Source organism: Nitratireductor sp. WH36-1 (assembly GCF_058725515.1).
Genome location: NZ_CM178970.1, coordinates 1,639,260 through 1,657,187 on the forward strand (window position 1 = coordinate 1,639,260; position 17,928 = coordinate 1,657,187).

The window sequence follows — 17,928 nt, forward strand, 5'->3', positions numbered from 1 at the left end:
ACCCTAACCATGCTGTCTCATCTGTCGATCCGCGATATCGTCCTGATTGAACGCCTCGACATGGATTTTTCCTCGGGGCTCTCGGTTCTGACCGGTGAGACCGGCGCGGGCAAGTCCATCCTGCTCGATTCACTCTCACTGGCTCTTGGTGGCCGTGGCGACGCCTCACTTGTGCGCCATGGCGCAAATCAGGGGCAGGTGATCGCCGTGTTCGATCTGCCGGCGGCACACCCCGTGCGCGCCGTGCTGGCCGAGAACGCCATAGACGATGAGGGCGACGTCATTCTGCGCCGCGTGCAGAGCGCGGATGGTCGCACCCGTGTTTTCATCAACGACCAGCCATCCAGCGTTGCGCTGATGCGGCAGGTGGGGCGACAGCTTGTCGAGATCCACGGCCAGCATGACGAGCGCGCGCTTGTCGATGCCGCGATGCACCGCGACCTGCTTGACGCATTTGGCGGGCATGGGCCTGACGTTGAGCGTGTGCGCACCGCATGGCGCGATCTGCGCCAGTGTGAGCAGGAGCTTGCGCGGCACCGTGCGCGTGTTGAGGCTGCGGCCCGTGAGGCCGATTTCCTGCGCGCCTCGGTGGAGGAATTGACCAAGATCGATCCGCGCCCGGACGAGGAAGCGGTGCTCGCCGGCGAACGCGCGGACATGATGCGTGCGGAGAAGATCGCGTCCGACATCTCCGATGCGCAGGAAGTGCTGTCTGGCCATGCGTCGCCCGTGTCACAGCTCTCCAGCCTGCTGCGCCGCTTGCAGCGCAAGGCGGAAGAGGCGCCGGGCCTTCTTGACGGCATCATCGAACCGCTCGATTCAGCGCTTCTGTCGCTTGATGTCGCCCAGTCCGGTGTGGATGAGGCGATGCGCGCAACCGAGTTCGATCCGAAGCGTCTGGAAGACACGGAAGAGCGCCTCTTTGCGCTGCGCGCCGTTGCGCGCAAGCACAATGTCCAGGTGGATGATCTGGCCGAGCTGTGCGCCCGCATGGTGGGCGATCTGGATGACCTCGACGCCGGTGAGGAGCGCCTTGGCGCGCTGGAGGAGCGGGCGAAGGCTGCGATCGGTATCTACAGCGCTGCGGCGGAAGAACTCTCTCAGCGACGCCGTGAGACGGCTCTGACGCTGAGCAAGGCCGTCATGGCAGAACTGCCGGCCCTCAAGCTGGAGCGCGCCGAGTTTATCGTGGAGATTGCCACCGAGGCCGACGACCGGGGCGAGGATGGCATCGACCATGTGGAGTTCTGGGTGCGGACCAATCCGGGCACCCGCGCAGGCCCGATGATGAAGGTCGCTTCGGGCGGCGAGCTTTCGCGCTTCCTGCTGGCCCTCAAGGTGGTGCTGGCGGATCGCGGTTCTGCGCCGACGCTCGTTTTCGATGAGATCGACACGGGCGTGGGCGGTGCGGTGGCAGATGCCATCGGTCAGCGCCTTGCGCGCCTTTCCGACCGCATTCAGGTGCTTTCAGTGACCCATGCGCCGCAGGTGGCGGCGCGCGCGGGCACGCATTACCTGATCGCCAAGAGCGGCGATACGGACCGCGTCGCGACCGGCGTTTCGGTGATGAACACCGACGCACGGCGCGAAGAGATCGCCCGCATGCTGGCTGGCGCCACGGTGACCGACGAGGCGCGTGCAGCCGCGCACAAACTGCTTCAGGGCAACGCAGTCGCCTCCTGATCCATTCTTCTGTTCGGGGTTTGCCGGCGACCCTTGTCAGCAGGCTTCAGGCGCTTAAAAAGACCGCTGCCCCTATCGGGCGCGAATGTTTTACACTGCGCGCCGTTTCACACAGTCGGATCCATTGTCATGCCCAAAGCCAAGCCCGCCGTTGACACGCTGACGGAAGCCCAAGCCAGTGAAGAACTCGAGGCGCTCGCCCTTGAGATCGCCAAGCATGACCGGCTCTATCACGCTGAAGACGCTCCGGCGATTTCGGATGCTGACTATGACGCGCTGCGGCGGCGCAACCTGGCCATCGAGCAGCATTTTCCGGTTCTGGTGCGGGACGATTCGCCTTCGCGGCGGGTTGGTGCGCCTGTCTCCGGGAAGTTCGAGAAGGTCCGGCACAAAGTGCCGATGCTGTCGCTCGACAATGCCTTTTCCGACGAGGACGTGATCGACTTCGTGGCGCGCATCCGCCGCTATCTGAAGCTTGCCGCCGACGCGCCGGTGGTGATGACCGCCGAACCCAAGATCGACGGCCTGTCGCTTTCTCTGCGCTATGAAAACGGTCGCCTGATCTCCGCCGCCACCCGTGGCGACGGGCAGGAGGGCGAGAACGTGACGGCCAATGCGCGTGCGGTTGCTGACATCCCGAGCGTGCTTGCGGGCAATCCGCCCGAGGTGATCGAGGTGCGCGGCGAGGTCTATATGACCCATGCCGACTTCTTCGCGCTGAACAAGCGCCAGGAAGAGGCGGGCAAGCAGACCTATGTGAACCCGCGCAACACGGCTGCCGGTTCGCTGCGCCAGCTCGATTCCTCCGTCACCGCCGCCCGGCCGCTGAAATTCTTTGCCTATGCATGGGGCGAGGTGTCGGAAATGCCGTCTGACACGCAGACGGGCATGGTGGAAGCGCTCGAGGAATACGGGTTCCGCGTCAACGATCTGATGAAGCGCTGCGAGAGTGCCGAAGCGCTTATCGCGCAGTATCGCAAGATCGAGGAAGAGCGCGCGATGCTGCCCTATGACATCGATGGCGTGGTCTACAAGGTGGACGATCTTGAACTGCAACGGCGGCTCGGCTTCGTCTCGCGCAGCCCGCGCTGGGCGATTGCCCACAAATTCCCGGCCGAGAAGGCGACGACGATCCTGCATGGCATCGACATTCAGGTGGGGCGCACGGGCGCGCTGACGCCGGTTGCGCGGCTGGAGCCGGTCACGGTCGGCGGTGTGGTGGTGACCAATGCGACGCTCCACAATGCCGAGGAGATCGAGCGGCTGGGCGTGATGGTCGGCGACACGGTGACGGTTCAGCGCGCCGGCGATGTGATCCCGCAGATCCTCGGCTTCATCGAGGAGAAGCGTCCCAAAGACGCCGTGCCCTTCGCGTTTCCCACGGTCTGCCCCTGCGATCTCAAGACGCCGGTGGTGCGCGAGGGCATCGGCTCTGGCGTTGAGGGGGTGGTGCGCCGCTGTTCGGGCGAGTTTGCCTGCCCGTTCCAGCGCGTGGAGCATCTGCGGCACTTCGTTTCGCGCCGCGCCTTCGACATTGACGGGCTTGGCGAGAAGCAGATCGAATTCTTCTTCAACGATCCCGACCTGCCGGTGAAAGCGCCGGGCGACATCTTCACGCTGGCTGCGCGCGACGCCGAAAGCTTCAAGAAGCTGAAGGACAAGGAAGGCTGGGGTGCAACCTCCGCCGCCAAGCTGTTCGAGGCCATTGAGCAGCGCCGCACGATCACGCTGGAGCGCATGGTCTATGCGCTTGGCATTCGCCATGTGGGCGAGCAGACGGCGAAGACCCTGGCGCGCGCCTATGGCAGCTGGCAGGAGTTCCACGATGCCGCCCTGGCGGTGGCCAATGGCGACGCGCAGGCGCGTGAGGAAATGGACGCGCTTGACGATATCGGCGATGCGGTGATCGCTTCCATCGCGCAGTATTTCGGCGAGGCGCACAACCGGGAACTGGTCGAGCGTCTGGCAGGCGAAGTGACCGTGAAGGAAGCCGAGCGCCCGGCCGCCGATTCGCCCGTGGCCGGCAAAACCATCGTCTTTACCGGCAGCCTCGAACGCATGTCGCGCGATGAGGCGAAGGCCATGGCCGAACGGCTGGGCGCGAAGGTTGCCGGCTCCGTCTCCAAGAAGACGGATCTGGTGGTGGCCGGCCCCGGCGCAGGCTCCAAGCTCAAGAAGGCGGCGGAGTTCGACATCGAGGTGATCGACGAAGACACGTGGTTCGAGCGCGTCGGAGGTTAGAGCGCCATGCGTCCGTTCGGACGCACAACGGACGCTCTAACCCATTGAAAGCACGATGCGCTTCAAACAGCGCGCCGTCGGTGGTGCACTGTTTGAAGAGCACCGTGCCGCTGGCCCCCTTTGGCTGGGTGATTATGCGGTCGTGGCGTTCTGGCATGGATCCCCGGGTCAAGCCCGAGGATGACGAAGGGGGATAGTGTCCAGTCCAGTTTGAATGCGATTGCGTGCAAGCGTTAAAACACACTCGTCATCCTCGGGCTTGACCCGAGGATCCATGCCTGAGCATCCGGACAGCTCCAGCAACACTCTAAACCCTTGGAAGCTCGATGCGTCAGGTCAGCTTCGGTATTCACTGGTCCGTGGTTCAAAGGAATTCACGTGACTGGTCAGCACTGCTGACCTAGGGTCGCGCTTTTGAGGGTTTGATGTCAGTCGAAATTGCCAGAGAAGATGCGCCTCCGCGCGAATTTATGGATGGGTTGCGCGACAGCGTGCCCGTGGTCGTCGCGGCGATGCCGTTCGGCCTCCTGTTCGGGGCGCTGGCCGTCGAAAACGGTTTCACCACGTTCGAAGTCGTGCTGATGAGCGCGACGATCTTTGCGGGCGCGAGCCAGATGGTCGGCATCGACCTGTTCGGCCAGAAGGTTGCGCCATGGCTCATCGTCCTGTCCATCTTCGCCGTCAATTTCCGGCATGTGCTCTATTCGGCCACCACGGGAAGGCGCATTGCGCATTGGGGGCCGGTGCAGCGTCTGATGGGGTTCTTCCTGCTGGCTGATCCGGTCTTTGCGGAAGCCGAGCGCCGTGGCGAAACACATGGCAAGATCACCTTCGGCTGGTATATGGGCTCCGCACTGCCGCTCTATCTGTGCTGGGTGGCGGAAGGCTGGGTTGGCGCGCTGTTTGGAAATCTGGTGCCTGATCCGCAGGCTCTGGGCATCGACTTCCTTCTGCCGATCTATTTCCTCGGCCTCGTCATGAGTTTTCGAAAGCGGTCTTTCTGGCTGCCGGTGGTGCTGATGAGCGCCGTTGTATCGGTGATCGCGTATCGCACGGTCGGCTCGCCCTGGCATGTTTCGATCGGAGCCATTGCCGGTGTGGCGCTTGCCGCCGCCGTGGCGCCGGGCACGCGGGCACGGAAGGAGAAGTCATGAGCACGACAGTCTGGATCATTCTGGCAGGCGCACTCCTGACCTTTCTGACACGCGTTGGCGGCCATGTGGTGCTGTCGCGCTTCGAGCGCATTCATCCGCGTGTGGAGGCGGGCCTCAATGCGGTTCCCGCAGCGGTTTTGACCACACTGGTCGCACCGGCGGCGATGAATGGCGGCGTGGCCGAAACGGCGGCCCTTGTGACCGGCATCGCCGTTTCGCTGGTGACGGGCGGTATGATGCCGATGTTTCTGTCATCGGCGGCGGTGCTGATTCTGCTCCGCCACCTGCTTGGTTAGATGCCCGATCCGGTCCCCGCTCAATCGAGCGGGGCGGTCACTTTCTCCAGCCAGCCAAGCGCTTCTCCATCGAGCAGGGGCGAGAGCGTGTCACGCACCTGCGCATGATATGCATCGAGCCAGGCGCGCTCCTGCGTTGAGAGCAGGGCGGTGTCGATCAAACGGCGGTCGAACGGGCACAGGGTGAGTGTTTCGAAACCGTGCATGTCGATCTCGCCGCCTTCGATTGCGGTGGCAGGCTCGACGACGATCAAATTCTCCAGACGAATGCCATAGCCGCCCGGTTTGTAATAGCCGGGCTCGTTGGAGAGGATCATGCCGGCTTCCAGCGCCTGCGTACCGGTTTTGGCGACCCGTTGCGGCCCTTCGTGAACGGCAAGATAGGAGCCGACGCCGTGGCCGGTGCCATGGGCATAGTCGAGCCCGGCCTGCCAGAGGGCATGACGTGCGAAGGGATCGAGATCCATGCCGCGCGTGCCTTTGGGAAAGCGCACGGTGGTGAGCGCGATCAGCCCCTTGAGAACCCGCGTGTAGCGCTCGCGCATTTCATCATTTGGCGTGCCGGAAATCACCGTGCGGGTGATGTCGGTGGTGCCGTCTTCATATTGCGCGCCGGAATCGACCAGATAGAGCTCGTTCTGGCCAAGCGTGCGATTGGTTTTCGTGGTCACACGATAATGGATGATCGCGCCATTGGGGCCGGCGCCGGAAATCGTGTCGAACGAGATGTCGCGCAGCGGCATCTGCAGGTCCTGCCCGGTATCCGCCCGGCTTTCTTCCAGCTTGCGCACGGCGCTGATCTCGTCGACCGTGCCGGGGTTCTGCCGGTCCAGCCAGCTCAGGAAACGCACCATGGCGACGCCATCGCGGCGGTGCGCCGCGCGCGCGCCCTCAAGCTCCGTCGCGTTCTTGATGGCGCGGGGCAGGCGGGCGGGATCGCCCAGATCGACAATGCTTCCGCCGACCTGTTCGGCAACCTGCCGCAACCGCTCGGCGACCAGCACCGGGTCGAGGCCGATTGCGTTGCCGCCCTCGGCGCGCTCGGCCAGCACGTCGTCGAGCGTGGAGGGCGCTTTCAGATCGGCAAGCTGCGTCAGATAGGCTTCGGTCTCCCGGTCGAGCTTTCGTTTGTCGATGAACAGGATCGGACGCCCTTCGCCGGGGATCAGCGCGAAGCCGAGCGCGAGCGGGGTGTGCGGCACGTCCTGACCGCGAATGTTGAACGCCCAGGCGAGTGATGACGGATCTGTCAGAACGGTGCAGTCCGCGCCGCCTTCGCGCACGGTCTCGGCCATCCGTTCGAGCTTGGCGCTCGCCAGTTCGCCTGCGTATTCCTTCGGCTGGATGCGCGCCGGTCCAAGCGGCGGGGCGGGGCGATCATCCCAGATACTGTCCACCAGATTGTCATCGACCGGCACTATCTCGACGCCGCGCGTCGCAGCCGCCTTTCGCAGCGCGCGCAGTTCGGCAATCGTGTGAAGCCAGGGATCGAAGCCAATGCGCGCGCCCTTCGGCGCGTTCTGGCCGATCCAGTCCTTTGGCGGATTCTCGATCAGGCTTTCCACGGTGAAGGTGGATGGATCGGTCTGTTCCGCTGCCTGAAGCGTGTAGCGGCCATCGACAAAGAGAATGGCGCGGTCCTTCATGACAAGGGCAGCGCCGGCAGAGCCGGTGAAGCCGGTGAGCCAGGCAAGCCGCTCCGAGGAGGGGGCGACATACTCGCCCTGATGCTCGTCCGCCCTGGGAATGAGGTAGCCGTCCAGATTGGCCTTCAGGAGCGCTTCGCGGAGCCGTCCAACGCGGGATATGCCCTGGCTGGGATCGGCGGTGACATCAAAAGACTGAAACATGGAACCCTGTCGCTTCTTCGAAATCGGCCCGAACCTACAGCATGGCCGAAGAAAGCGGAACGGGTTTCACGCGAGGCGGTATGTTGCGCTGCACAATTTCAAGTGTGCAATGCAAAATGAGATGGTAGCCATGCGCAAACTGCGCTGGTTGTGCCGGAAAGACAGGCCTATCTACAGGGCCACGGGCGAGGGAACATCCTTCGCAGGATTTTTAGGAGAACTCAGATGGCCAATAAGCGTGGCTTTTTCCGCGGCGCATTCGACGCGCTGATCGAAGCTCGTCAGAAGCAGGTCCGGAGCTATGTCAACGGCGCGCTTCTGATGCTTGACGACGAGACCCTGCGTGCTCACGGCTACAACCGTGAAGAGCTGAAGCGCAGCCGTAGCGTGTCGCACATGTTCTGATCCGCTGGTAACAGCGTTTGACCGAAACCCCGGAAGCCTTGCTTTCGGGGTTTTTGTTTGTCATGGAGCGGGCTGTTGCCTCATGGAGACGCTGTTTCGCCCATTTGGTTGGTGTCACGTTCTGCGGACGTCAGATAGTGCCACCCAACTGAAAAACACCTTAAGCCATTGGATCGAAGTGTGGAATCCAGCTTTGGGGTTGTTGGGATGCTTCATCCACCGTCCGGATCGCCTTTTATGGCGCTTGATGGGCGTCCGGGATCTAGCGCTTCATGTGAATGGTGACCCAGCCCTCACGCGCCTGCGTGCGAATGTGCCGGAAGCCCTGAACGCTGTAGGCCGCGATGACGGCGCGGCGCTGACGCTCGAGAATGCCTGACAGGATGATCGAGCCGCCCGGCGTGAGATGCCGGGCCATGGCCGGTGCAAGGCCCATCAGCGGCCGGGCCAGAATGTTTGCCACGATCAGGTCGAAGGGTTTTTGCTGGGCAAAGATGGCGTGGTGAAAGCCCGGCGCCGTCTGCGTGTCGACCAGGCTGGTGACGCCGTTGAGCTGGACATTGGCGCGGGCGACCTGCGTGGCGATGTCATCGATGTCGGTTGCCAGAACCGGGATGCGCGCGGCCTTGGCCACGGCAATCGCCAGAACGGCGCTGCCGGTGCCCAGATCCAGCGCATTGCGCGGCTGCTCGCATTTCAGGACATCGGCAATCGCTTCAAGGCAGCCGGCAGTGGTGCCATGATGGCCGGTTCCGAAGGCGAGGCCCGCATCGATCTCGATGGCGATGTCGCCGATGCGCTGCAGATGCCGGTCGTGGCTGCCATGAACCAGAAAGCGCCCGACGCGGACGGGCTGCAGCCCTTCCAGCGAATGGCTGACCCAGTCGATATCCGGCACCGTCTCGCGCTCCAGCGCGGGCGTGGGCGATATGCCGGCCAGACATTCGAGAACCTGCTTTTCGAGCTGGTCGACATCGTCTTCCGTGTAGACGGAGATCTGGAAGATCCCGCTGTCTTCTTCCGGTTCGAAGATGCTGATCGGCAGCCCATCCTCTTCAAAACGGGTATCGAGGATAGAAAAGATCGCTTCGGCTTGTTCGCGCTGAGCGGTCAGGAAAAGTCGTGTCTGGCCCATGGATTTCCGATGTCAGGTTTCGTTCGCCAGACGCTTCAGCTTGGCGATTGCGGTGTCACGATTTTCTTCATAGGCGATCGTTCCGAAAAAGTCGCCATCGCTGTCGAGCAGCAGGATCGATGCGGTGTGGTCCATCGTGTAGTCGTCACCTTCAAGCTCGACCTTGCGCACATAGATGGAGAAGCCCTTGGCCATGGCCGCCACCTTCTCGGGATCGCCGGTGATGCCGGTGATGCGGTCGGAGAAGTTGGAGAGATAGGTCTTCATCACTTCGGGCGTGTCGCGCTCGGGATCGATGGAAACGAAATAGGGCTCGATCTCCTCGCCTTCCTCGCCAAGCTCTTCCAGATAGCCATCCAGTTCAAACAGCGTGGTGGGGCACACTTCCGGGCAATGGGTGAAGCCGAAGAAGACGACGCGCGGCCCGCCCCTGAAGGCGGCCTCGGTGATGGTGTTGCCATCCTGATCGACCAGTTCGAACGGCACGCCGAAGGCCCTGCCGGAATTCTGCTGCTGGTACCACTGGAAGGTAAGAAGTCCGACGCCCACGGCCATGACCGCGAGAATGCCGATAAGAATGGATCGCATCATTGAAGTTCACCCGGAAACAAGAAAGCGCTGAAAGGCGGTGTCAGAGGCACCAGGCCAGCCCGGACTGGGCCAGCGCGAGAAAGATGTCGGCTCCGTTCTCCAGCCACATGGCAAAGACAAGACCGGTCAGGGCGGCAAGAACCAATGCTGCCGCGCCCATCACGATCCAGTTGGCCAAAGGCCTGGAGCCGTTTGTTTTCATGCCCCATGATAGGCGAAATGCGCTGCCGGACGCAAAGCCCATCTTGTCGCAAGCCTGTGCAGAAAATCGGAAGGGGAGGGAACCTCCCGTCGCCGGGAGCGCGACGGGAGGACTGCGGGGTTGAGGTGTTTTGCCTGGAGGCATTGCGCGGGTTTCTGGCCCGCAGGAACACAATAGGCATTCACGGCTAGGAAATGGTGTCCTTGATCTTCAATCATCGGGTGTGGATGATTGTATCGCCAATGAGCAGGAGACCGGGCAATGTCGATTGCGGGCATTCGTCTCAAGCGGATCTATGATCCTGTCGAGCCGGAGGATGGGGCGCGCATCCTCGTCGACCGGCTGTGGCCGCGCGGCGTCAGCAAGGAGCGCGCTGCGCTTGAAAGCTGGCTGCCTCAGATCGGGCCGAGCCACGAGCTACGCCGGTGGTTTGCGCATCAGCCGGAGCGCTGGGACACGTTCTGCAACAGATATTGCGCTGAATTGAAGGCGCAGCCTGATCTTCTCGAAGACTTGCGTGAAAAAGCGCGGAAAGGACCTGTGACGCTGCTTTTCTCGGCGCGGGACCGTGAGCGCAATCAGGCGGCTGTGATCCGCAATCTTCTTCAAGAAAGCACGGATGGCTGAGGGAAAAAGTATACGAATTCTGAAAACGGCAACCTGCCATTGTACTTTTTCGCAAATGACTGTTTCTTGTAAAAAAGAGTAGAGCCGGTAATGAAACCTGTTTGCCTTTAGCGTATACGCAGGGGCTCTCTCTTGACTTCATTCATACAGACAGAGACATATGTGTTCAGGCAGCGCGCTTGTTTTGGGCAGCTGCGGCATCGGGGCGGATTTTATGATCAAGGATTTTGACAAGTTAAAGCAGCAACTTGCCGAGCTTTCCGAGGCGGTGAACAAGTTCGAGTCTGAAGCGGTGCAATTGCGCGTCGTGGAGCTTGTTCTGGGCCAGCGCGACGGTCAGGTTGCCGGCCTGTCCGAAAATGGTATCGATGGATACATTGCCGGACCGGGCATGATGCACATTGTGCGCAACACGCCGCGTCCCGGACGCAAGAAGACGACCACCGACAGCGCCAGGGGCGCGGTCGCGGCGCTGAATGAGCTGCTTGAAGGCGATTTCTTCAGCGAGCCGCGCACGATTGGCGATGTCGTCGCCCACTGCCAGAGCCAGTTTGGCACGCGCTACAAGTCGAACGCCTTTTCAGGCCCGCTCTCGCGCCATGCCCGCAACGGCATTCTGACCCGCGAGAAAAATGAAGACGGCAAGTTCGTCTACGTCGATCCGCAAAAGGCTGCCTAGAGCAGCGCGCAAACGTTGCGGGCCGGGTGAGTGCGCTTACAGCCGCCCGGGTTTGCTCCTTCCAGAAAACCGAAACGCTCGATTCCCGTCGGGGCCGCGCATTTTGCGGGTCAGGTGATTCCACCTGACCCCTTGTTCCTGTTTTCACGAAATTCTGGACGGAAAACCGTTTCCCGATTTTGCCGCTGGGTCTAGGCCGGCTCTAGGCCGGCTTCACGAAGCCTTCGAGAACGCGTTTCTGGCCGGCCTTGTCGAAATCGATGGTGAGCTTGTTGCCCTCGATTGCCGAGACATTGCCATTGCCGAACTTCATATGGAACACGCGGTCGCCGACCTTGAAGGTGGACGGCTTTTCGGACACGGATCTGGCGACCAGCTCGCCCTCGATCACACGGCCCTTCACCGAGCCGCGCCCGGCGCCATAGCCCGAATCCGCCTCGCCATAGCCGATGCGCTCGACCTGATGGCCGGAGCGATTGCCCCAGTTGCGCGCGGTTGCGTCGGTGCGGTTCTTCTGGGCGCGCTGCCAGCCGGGCGTCGCGTAGCTGTTGGAGAACACGCTCTGGTCGTCGAAACGCGATTTGCCATAGGGGTTGGGCCGGCCGGGCTGGCCGACGGAATACCCGCCATAGCTGTTGCTCTCTTCGGCCACGTCCACATGCGCTTCGGGAAGCTCGTCCAGAAAGCGGGAAGGAATGGTCGACTGCCACAGACCGTGGATACGCCGGTTTGAGGCGAACCACAGGTGCAGGTTCTTCTTGGCGCGCGTCAGGCCCACATAGGCCAGCCGCCGCTCTTCCTCGAGGCCCGAGCGACCGCCTTCGTCAAGCGCGCGCTGATGCGGGAAGAGGCCTTCCTCCCAGCCGGGCAGGAACACGGTCGGGAATTCAAGACCCTTGGCCGAGTGCAGCGTCATCAGGCTTACGGCGTCGAGCTCTTCATGGCGCTCGGCGTCCATCACCAGCGCCACATGCTCCAGAAAACCGCGCAGGCTCTCATATTCCTCCATGGAGCGGATCAGCTCCTTGAGGTTTTCAAGCCGTCCCGGCGCTTCGGCCGAACGGTCGTTCTTCCACATTTCCGTGTAGCCGGATTCCTCGAGGATCATCTCGGCCAGTTCCGTGTGGGGCGTCCGGTCGAGCATGCTCTGCCAGCGCTCGATGTTCTCCACCAGCGTGCGCAGCGAGGCGCGCGGCTTTGGCTTCATCTCCTCGGTGCCGACCAGATCGCGTGCGGCCTGCAGGAGCGTTGCCTCACGCATGCGCGAAACATCGTGGATCTGGCGCACGCTGGCTTCACCCAGCCCGCGCTTGGGCACATTGACGATGCGCTCGAATGCCAGATCGTCGGCGGCCTGCGCGACGATGCGGAAATAGGCCATGGCGTCGCGGATCTCGAGGCGCTCATAGAAGCGCGGTCCGCCGATGACGCGGTAATTGAGCCCCAGCGTGACGAAGCGGTCTTCGAACTCACGCATCTGGAAGGAGGCGCGCACGAGGATGGCGATGTCGTTGAGCGCGTGGCCCTTGGACTGCAACGCCTCGATCTCTTCGCCCACGGCCCGGGCCTCTTCCTCCGAATCCCAGGCAGCATGCACCTTCACCTTGGGATCGTCGGGGTCGGAATGCTCGGTGAAGAGCGTTTTGCCAAGCCGCCCTTCATTGTTGGCGATGAGGTGCGAGGCAGCGCCCAGAATGTGCTTGGTGGAACGGTAATTGCGCTCCAGCCGGATCACGGCAGCGCCGGGGAAATCCTTCTCGAAGCGCAGGATGTTGTCCACTTCCGCGCCGCGCCAGCCATAGATCGACTGGTCGTCATCACCGACGCAGCAGATGTTCACCGGTTCCGTGCTCCTGGGGCGCTGGGCGAGCAGCCGCAGCCACATGTACTGGGCGGTGTTGGTGTCCTGATACTCGTCCACCAGAATGTATTTGAACCGGCGGTGATAGTCCGCAAGCACATCGGGATGATCGCGCAGAATGCGGATCGGATGGCAAAGGAGATCGCCGAAATCGACGGCGTTGAGCGTCTTCAGGCGGTTCTGATAGGCGGTGTAGAGTTCACGGCCCTTGCCATTGGCGAAGGCGCGGGCGTCGCCCTCGGGAATTTCCTTCGGCGCGAGCCCCTTGTTCTTCCAGCCGTCGATCATCTGCGCGAACTGGCGCGGCGGCCAGCGCTTGTCGTCCAGCCCTTCGGCCTGAATGATCTGCTTGATGAGGCGGATCTGGTCGTCGGTGTCGAGAATGGTGAAGGAGCTTTTGAGCCCCGCCAGCTCGGCATGCTTGCGCAGGATCTTCACACCGATGGAGTGGAAGGTGCCGAGCCATGGCATGCCCTCGATGGCCTCGCCGACCAGCGTGCCGATACGCACTTTCATCTCGCGCGCGGCCTTGTTGGTGAAGGTAACGGCCAGGATCTGCGAGGGATAGGCGCGGCCGGAGGCCAGAATATGCGCGATGCGCGTGGTCAGAACGCGTGTCTTGCCGGTGCCCGCGCCCGCAAGCACCAGAACCGGGCCTTCGGTGGTTTCCACCGCGAGCCGCTGCTCGGGATTGAGCGCATCGAGATAGCGTGTGTCGGGTCCGCCCGTGCGCGCAGCCATGGCGCGCGCTGCAATGCCTGAAGGCTTCTGCGCAGCCGGGGGCGTCGGGGCGGGTTCGTCCTCGTCAAAGAACGGAATATCATCAGGAAAGCCGGACATCGCACCTGCTTATGGTGATTCGGGGGGCATAGCCCATGGATGTTTTCTATTTGTACCGGTTTGCGCCTCACGAACCAAGGGGGTGCCAAGCCGGCAAAATGCGGGGGAACAGCGTCGTCAGTGCTCGCTTTCGCAGAGTGAATGGTCGGATAGCGCCCGCAGCACATAGCAATCGCAAACCGAGCCGCTGTCGCAACTGTCGACGATGCGCTGGAGCTCATGCTCCAGCCTTTGCAGGCGGGCAATGCGCTCGCGCACTTCGGTAAGGTGCTCGCGGGCAATGCTGTCCGCCGTTTCGCAGGGTTTTTCGGGATGCCCGCTCAGTTCGATCAGAGAACGGATTGCGTCGATGCCCAGCCCCAGGTCGCGGGCGTGGCGGATGAAGGCGAGGCGTTCCATCGCCTGCTTTCCATAGCGGCGCTGGTTGCCGGAGGAGCGCTCGGGCGGTTCGATCAGCCCGGTTTCCTCGTAATAGCGGATGGTCGGTACTTTTACGCCCACCCGTTTCGACAGTTCGCCAATTGACCACATGCCGTGCGGCTCCTTCAAAATCTCTAGTCTATATAGGTATTGCCGGTCTTCTGCGAAAGGCCAAGGGGGAAGCCAGACGGGGGGCGGGCGAAGAGAAAATTGGTTCACGCGGGCGTGAATGGACGTTTTCCCGGCTGGCCCTACCTTGGACTTCGGCGGGAACCAGTCAACGAAATGGGAGTGAATTCATGCAGGATCAGCCGAAGATCACCCAGGCGATGATCGACGCCTATGACGAATACACCCATCTGACCCTCGACCGCCGCGCCTTCATGAACAGGCTGACGCGACTGGCCGGGTCGGGTGCAGCTGCGGCCGCCATCGCGCCCCTTCTGGCGGCAAATTCCGCCCGCGCGGCCATGGTCGCAGACGATGACGAACGCCTTGAAGCCGAAGACATCACCTATCCGGGGGAGGGCGGCGAGATGAAGGGCTATCTCGTGCGGCCTGCGGATGCGGGCGAGAAACTGCCCGCTGTGATCGTCGTTCACGAAAACCGCGGCCTGAACCCGCATATCCGCGATGTGGCGCGGCGTGTGGCGCTGGAAGGCTTTGTGGCGCTTGCCCCGGACTTCCTCTCACCGCTGGGCGGCACGCCGGAAGATGAGGACAAGGCGCGCGGTCTGTTTGGCGAACTGGATCGCGATCAGACGGTGGGCAATGCGGTGGCCACGCAGGCTTTTCTGGCAGGCCATGACGCCACGACCGGCAAGGTGGGCGTGATCGGCTTCTGCTGGGGTGGGGCGCTGGTGAACAATCTGGCCGTTGCCGATCCCGAACTGGATGCGGGCGTCGCCTATTACGGCACGCAGCCGGCGGCGGAAGATGTGGCGCGGATCGAAGCACCGCTGCTCCTGCACTATGCCGGGCTGGATGAGCGCGTGAATGCGGGCATCGACGCTTATCGGGCCGCACTTGAAGATGCGGGCAAGACCTTCACCATCCATGTCTATGAAGGGGTGAACCACGCGTTCAACAACGACACGTCCGAAGCCCGCTATGACAGTGCGGCGGCGGAACTGGCCTGGGAGCGCACGATTGCGTTTCTGAAGGAGAACCTGACCTGACTTCAGTATGAGCCGAAGGGCAGGGGATCGAAGTCCAGAAAAATGCGTTTCTGGCGCGCGGTGCGCACGATGGCGCGCACATAGATCAGATCGATGGGAATGGGCCTGCGGTTGCGCTCCAGCCAGTAGAGCTCGTCCTCGATGGATTTGAGCGCGCGCCAGAAATCATAATCGGAGATCTCGTGCGAATGCGCGAGACTGTCCGACAGGGCTCTGGCTTCCTCGTTCAACAACTGGCTTCTCGCCGCCTACGAATCGACTGGTTTCAGGCGATGGTCTGCGCGGGGAGGGGCCGCTTCAAGCGGGCGACATGGTTAAACTTGTGCAAAGATCTGGCCGCTGGCGTTATGGTTAACGGAGCCTTTAACCAGTCCTTATCCCTTTAAGCCTTTGGCGCAAAAGAACTATCGGTGTTCTTCCTCGCTGATGTCCACCAGCGCGCGGTTGAAGAAACGCAGCGCCCGCACATGGCTGGCAAAGGCGATGACGCGGCCCGAATCCTGCAGATCGACCACGGGCAGGCGGTCATAGCCGCCCTTGTCGAAGGCGCGCAGCGCCGCCTCCAGCGTGTCGGTCGGTTTGAGCGCCGGCGCGCCCGTTTCCGGGTCGAAGGCCACAGGTTCCTCATCCTCCGGCAGTGGCTCCATGAAATCCATCACACGGGTCATGTGGCCGAGCGTCTTGTGCGGCCCCTCCACGAGAAACAGCCCGCGCATCTCCAGCTGCCACTGGAACCAGGAATGGCCATGAATGGCCTGGGTGATGCCATGCGCCACCGCAACGGTGAGCAGGAGCGCGATGGACAGTTCGTAGCCGCCCGTCAGTTCGAACACGATGACGGTGGTGGAGATGGGGGCGCCGAGAACGGCTCCGGCAACGGCACCCATGCCGAGGATGGCGTAGAGCCCTTCGCTCGATGCCATGTTGGGGAAGGCTGCGGCGGCGATGATGCCGAATGCGCCGCCGGTGAGCGCGCCGAGGAAGAGGGCTGGGGAAAAGATGCCGCCGCCAAACCGCATGGCGAGCGTGATGGAGGTTGCGGCCGTCTTGACGACGATGAGCGCCAGCATGGTCATGAGCGGCAGGCGGTTCCACAGCGCCATGTCGGTGATCTCGTAACCGACGCCGAGGATCTGCGGGAAGACCACGGCCATGCCGCCGACGATGAGCCCGCCGACCACGGGGCGCGTCCATAAGGGAATGCGCACGCCGCGCGCCGCATAGTCGGAGACGAAGAGCGAGAACTGGAACAGGATCGCGACCACGGCGGCGGTCACGCCGAGCAGCGCGAAGGCCGGAAACTCCCAGAAGGACGTGATCTGGTGGGTGGGCACCAGAAAGGCCGCCGAACTGCCGAACCAGAGGCGCGAGGCCACCGCACCCGCCGCCGAGGCGATGACGATGGGCACGAAGGAGCGCATGGCGTAATGCCCGAGGATGACCTCATGGGCGAACAGGACGCCGGCGATGGGTGCGTTGAACGAGGCGGAGATGGCGCTTGCAACACCTGCGCCAAGCAATGTGCGCCGGCACCATTCGGGCAGGTTTGCGCGCCAGGCGATGGCGCTGGCAAGCACTGCGCCCAGATGCACCACGGGCCCTTCGCGCCCCGCGCTTGCGCCCGAACCGAGCGAAAGCGCGGTGATGAATGCGGACAGGATGCCTTCGCGGAAGGAAAGCTTGCTGCGGCCGGAAAGCGCGCGCGCCTCGATCACGTCGGCCACCGCGCCGGTGCGGCGCGCTTCAAGCCGCGTGAGCAGCAGGCCGACGAAAAGCCCGCCCACGGTGGGGCCGGCCACGATCCAGTACCAGGGCAGCGACAGGGCGGCGGTGAACACGCGCTCCGAACGCGTGCCGAGCCAGAAAAGCTGGAAGACGCCGATCAGCTCGCGGAAGATGATTGCGGCAATGGCGACGCCGAGCCCCAGAAACAGCGACAGAAGCCAGACAAGCGGCAGGCGCGCGTTGAGGAACGCGCTGACGTTTGGTTCAATCCACGTCCGCAGAATTTGCGGAAGCCGCTGTATCAGCCTGAGAATCGACATGCCTGCCCCGTTTTCCCGAGCCTAAAGCATCGGACCGGAAAGTGGAATCCGGTATTCGGCTATTCCGGTGCTCCATCAATAGTTTAGATCGGCCTTTTGCGTCCGAAGGGACGCTGGCGATCTAGCTCTTTCGGCGGCGGATTGCGATTGACCGGCCGGCGCGGGCGGGTGTTTCGAGCGTCGCGTGGAGCGTGCGCATCGCTTCGACCCGCTCAAGCACATCACGGGGGAAGGGGGTGACCTTCGGCCCCGACATGTCGATGTGAAGCGTCATGGTTTCGCAGGTGGCCGCCAGCCAGCCCTCGTCGGCGTGGCGCAGCTCCTGATAGGAGTGAAGCCGCTTTTCGTCATGGTCGAGCAGCTGGTAGGTCCCGCGCACCCGGTCGCTGAGATGCAGTTCGCGCACATAGCTAAGATGGATTTCCGCCGTGTAGGTGGTGAGCCTGCGGGTTGCCGCATAGTGCGCGCCCATGCCCAGGCTCTCCCCCACTTCCTCATAGGCGCGGTCGAAGAGCACGGTGTAGTAGGCCATGTTCAGATGGCCGTTGAAATCGATCCAGTCTTTCTGCAATTCGAAGACGCGGGAAGTGTAGGGCGCGTTGTCTGGCATTGTTCTTCCGTATTTCTGGCCTGTGGACTGTTTCGGACCTGCGGCGTTTGTGTCACCCAAATTGATCCAAACTGCCTGTAAAGGTGCTTTATTGCGGCAGATTCGGATAGA

At 62.6% G+C, this 17,928-nt stretch carries 17 protein-coding genes; 8 read left to right on the top strand and 9 right to left on the bottom strand.

What is annotated here, in order from left to right; genetic code table 11:
• The first annotated feature begins 9 nt into the window (after nucleotides 1-9).
• The 4 genes from recN to AC4PTT_RS07830 all read left to right on the top strand — a co-directional run bounded on the left by recN (nucleotide 10) and on the right by AC4PTT_RS07830 (nucleotide 5,374).
• Entirely contained in the window at nucleotides 10-1,683 is a 1,674-nt protein-coding gene (recN, locus tag AC4PTT_RS07815; protein ID WP_206543884.1) for a DNA repair protein RecN, read from the top strand.
• Between the two features lie 129 nt (nucleotides 1,684-1,812).
• On the top strand, nucleotides 1,813-3,924 hold the full coding sequence (ligA, locus tag AC4PTT_RS07820) for an NAD-dependent DNA ligase LigA (protein WP_492162440.1): 2,112 nt from the start codon (nucleotides 1,813-1,815) through the stop codon (nucleotides 3,922-3,924).
• A 425-nt stretch (nucleotides 3,925-4,349) separates the two neighbouring features.
• Nucleotides 4,350-5,078, top strand: coding sequence for an AzlC family ABC transporter permease (locus AC4PTT_RS07825; RefSeq protein ID WP_492162441.1), 729 nt, complete (start codon nucleotides 4,350-4,352; stop codon nucleotides 5,076-5,078).
• On the top strand, nucleotides 5,075-5,374 hold the full coding sequence (locus tag AC4PTT_RS07830) for an AzlD family protein (RefSeq protein ID WP_113155630.1): 300 nt from the start codon (nucleotides 5,075-5,077) through the stop codon (nucleotides 5,372-5,374). Before AC4PTT_RS07825 ends, AC4PTT_RS07830 begins: the two co-directional genes overlap by 4 nt.
• A 20-nt stretch (nucleotides 5,375-5,394) precedes the next feature.
• Here AC4PTT_RS07830 and AC4PTT_RS07835 read toward each other — a convergent pair whose 3' ends face one another.
• Nucleotides 5,395-7,224, bottom strand: coding sequence for an aminopeptidase P family protein (locus tag AC4PTT_RS07835; RefSeq protein WP_492162442.1), 1,830 nt, complete (start codon nucleotides 7,222-7,224; stop codon nucleotides 5,395-5,397).
• A 225-nt stretch (nucleotides 7,225-7,449) separates the two neighbouring features.
• Between AC4PTT_RS07835 and AC4PTT_RS07840 the strand changes: the two genes are divergently transcribed.
• Entirely contained in the window at nucleotides 7,450-7,629 is a 180-nt protein-coding gene (locus AC4PTT_RS07840) for a hypothetical protein (protein ID WP_113155628.1), read from the top strand.
• A 262-nt stretch (nucleotides 7,630-7,891) separates the two neighbouring features.
• Here the strand turns inward: AC4PTT_RS07840 and AC4PTT_RS07845 are convergent, their stop codons facing one another.
• The 3 genes from AC4PTT_RS07845 to AC4PTT_RS07855 are packed head-to-tail and all read right to left on the bottom strand — an operon-like array spanning nucleotide 7,892 to nucleotide 9,557.
• A complete protein-coding gene (locus AC4PTT_RS07845; RefSeq protein WP_206543879.1) occupies nucleotides 7,892-8,764 on the bottom strand; it encodes a 50S ribosomal protein L11 methyltransferase in 873 nt (290 codons plus the stop codon).
• A 12-nt stretch (nucleotides 8,765-8,776) separates the two neighbouring features.
• On the bottom strand, nucleotides 8,777-9,355 hold the full coding sequence (locus AC4PTT_RS07850) for an SCO family protein (protein WP_236042179.1): 579 nt from the start codon (nucleotides 9,353-9,355) through the stop codon (nucleotides 8,777-8,779).
• Nucleotides 9,356-9,395: 40 nt separating this feature from the next.
• Nucleotides 9,396-9,557, bottom strand: coding sequence for a hypothetical protein (locus tag AC4PTT_RS07855; protein ID WP_206544343.1), 162 nt, complete (start codon nucleotides 9,555-9,557; stop codon nucleotides 9,396-9,398).
• 261 nt (nucleotides 9,558-9,818) lie between these two features.
• On the opposite strand from AC4PTT_RS07855, the gene AC4PTT_RS07860 reads away from it, so the two are divergent.
• Nucleotides 9,819-10,184: a DUF488 domain-containing protein gene (locus AC4PTT_RS07860; protein ID WP_206543878.1), complete on the top strand. Its 366-nt coding sequence runs from the start codon at nucleotides 9,819-9,821 to the stop codon at nucleotides 10,182-10,184.
• 214 nt (nucleotides 10,185-10,398) lie between these two features.
• Nucleotides 10,399-10,863, top strand: coding sequence for a hypothetical protein (locus tag AC4PTT_RS07865; RefSeq protein ID WP_113155623.1), 465 nt, complete (start codon nucleotides 10,399-10,401; stop codon nucleotides 10,861-10,863).
• Between the two features lie 202 nt (nucleotides 10,864-11,065).
• On the opposite strand, the gene AC4PTT_RS07870 is transcribed toward AC4PTT_RS07865, so the two are convergent.
• Complete coding sequence (locus tag AC4PTT_RS07870; RefSeq protein ID WP_206548128.1) at nucleotides 11,066-13,564, bottom strand: ATP-dependent helicase; 2,499 nt, start codon at nucleotides 13,562-13,564, stop codon at nucleotides 11,066-11,068.
• A 117-nt stretch (nucleotides 13,565-13,681) separates the two neighbouring features.
• Nucleotides 13,682-14,095: a MerR family transcriptional regulator gene (locus AC4PTT_RS07875; RefSeq protein WP_206543877.1), complete on the bottom strand. Its 414-nt coding sequence runs from the start codon at nucleotides 14,093-14,095 to the stop codon at nucleotides 13,682-13,684.
• Between the two features lie 188 nt (nucleotides 14,096-14,283).
• On the opposite strand from AC4PTT_RS07875, the gene AC4PTT_RS07880 reads away from it, so the two are divergent.
• Entirely contained in the window at nucleotides 14,284-15,162 is an 879-nt protein-coding gene (locus AC4PTT_RS07880; protein ID WP_283799675.1) for a dienelactone hydrolase family protein, read from the top strand.
• Nucleotides 15,163-15,164: 2 nt separating this feature from the next.
• Here AC4PTT_RS07880 and AC4PTT_RS07885 read toward each other — a convergent pair whose 3' ends face one another.
• The 3 genes from AC4PTT_RS07885 to AC4PTT_RS07895 form a co-directional block, all read right to left on the bottom strand.
• Complete coding sequence (locus AC4PTT_RS07885; protein WP_113155619.1) at nucleotides 15,165-15,392, bottom strand: hypothetical protein; 228 nt, start codon at nucleotides 15,390-15,392, stop codon at nucleotides 15,165-15,167.
• A 174-nt stretch (nucleotides 15,393-15,566) separates the two neighbouring features.
• Nucleotides 15,567-17,207, bottom strand: coding sequence for a chloride channel protein (locus AC4PTT_RS07890; protein ID WP_492162443.1), 1,641 nt, complete (start codon nucleotides 17,205-17,207; stop codon nucleotides 15,567-15,569).
• A gap of 121 nt (nucleotides 17,208-17,328) precedes the next feature.
• Nucleotides 17,329-17,817 (bottom strand): thioesterase family protein, encoded by a 489-nt coding sequence (locus AC4PTT_RS07895; RefSeq protein WP_206543875.1) that lies wholly within the window; start codon nucleotides 17,815-17,817, stop codon nucleotides 17,329-17,331.
• Nucleotides 17,818-17,928: the final 111 nt, after the last annotated feature.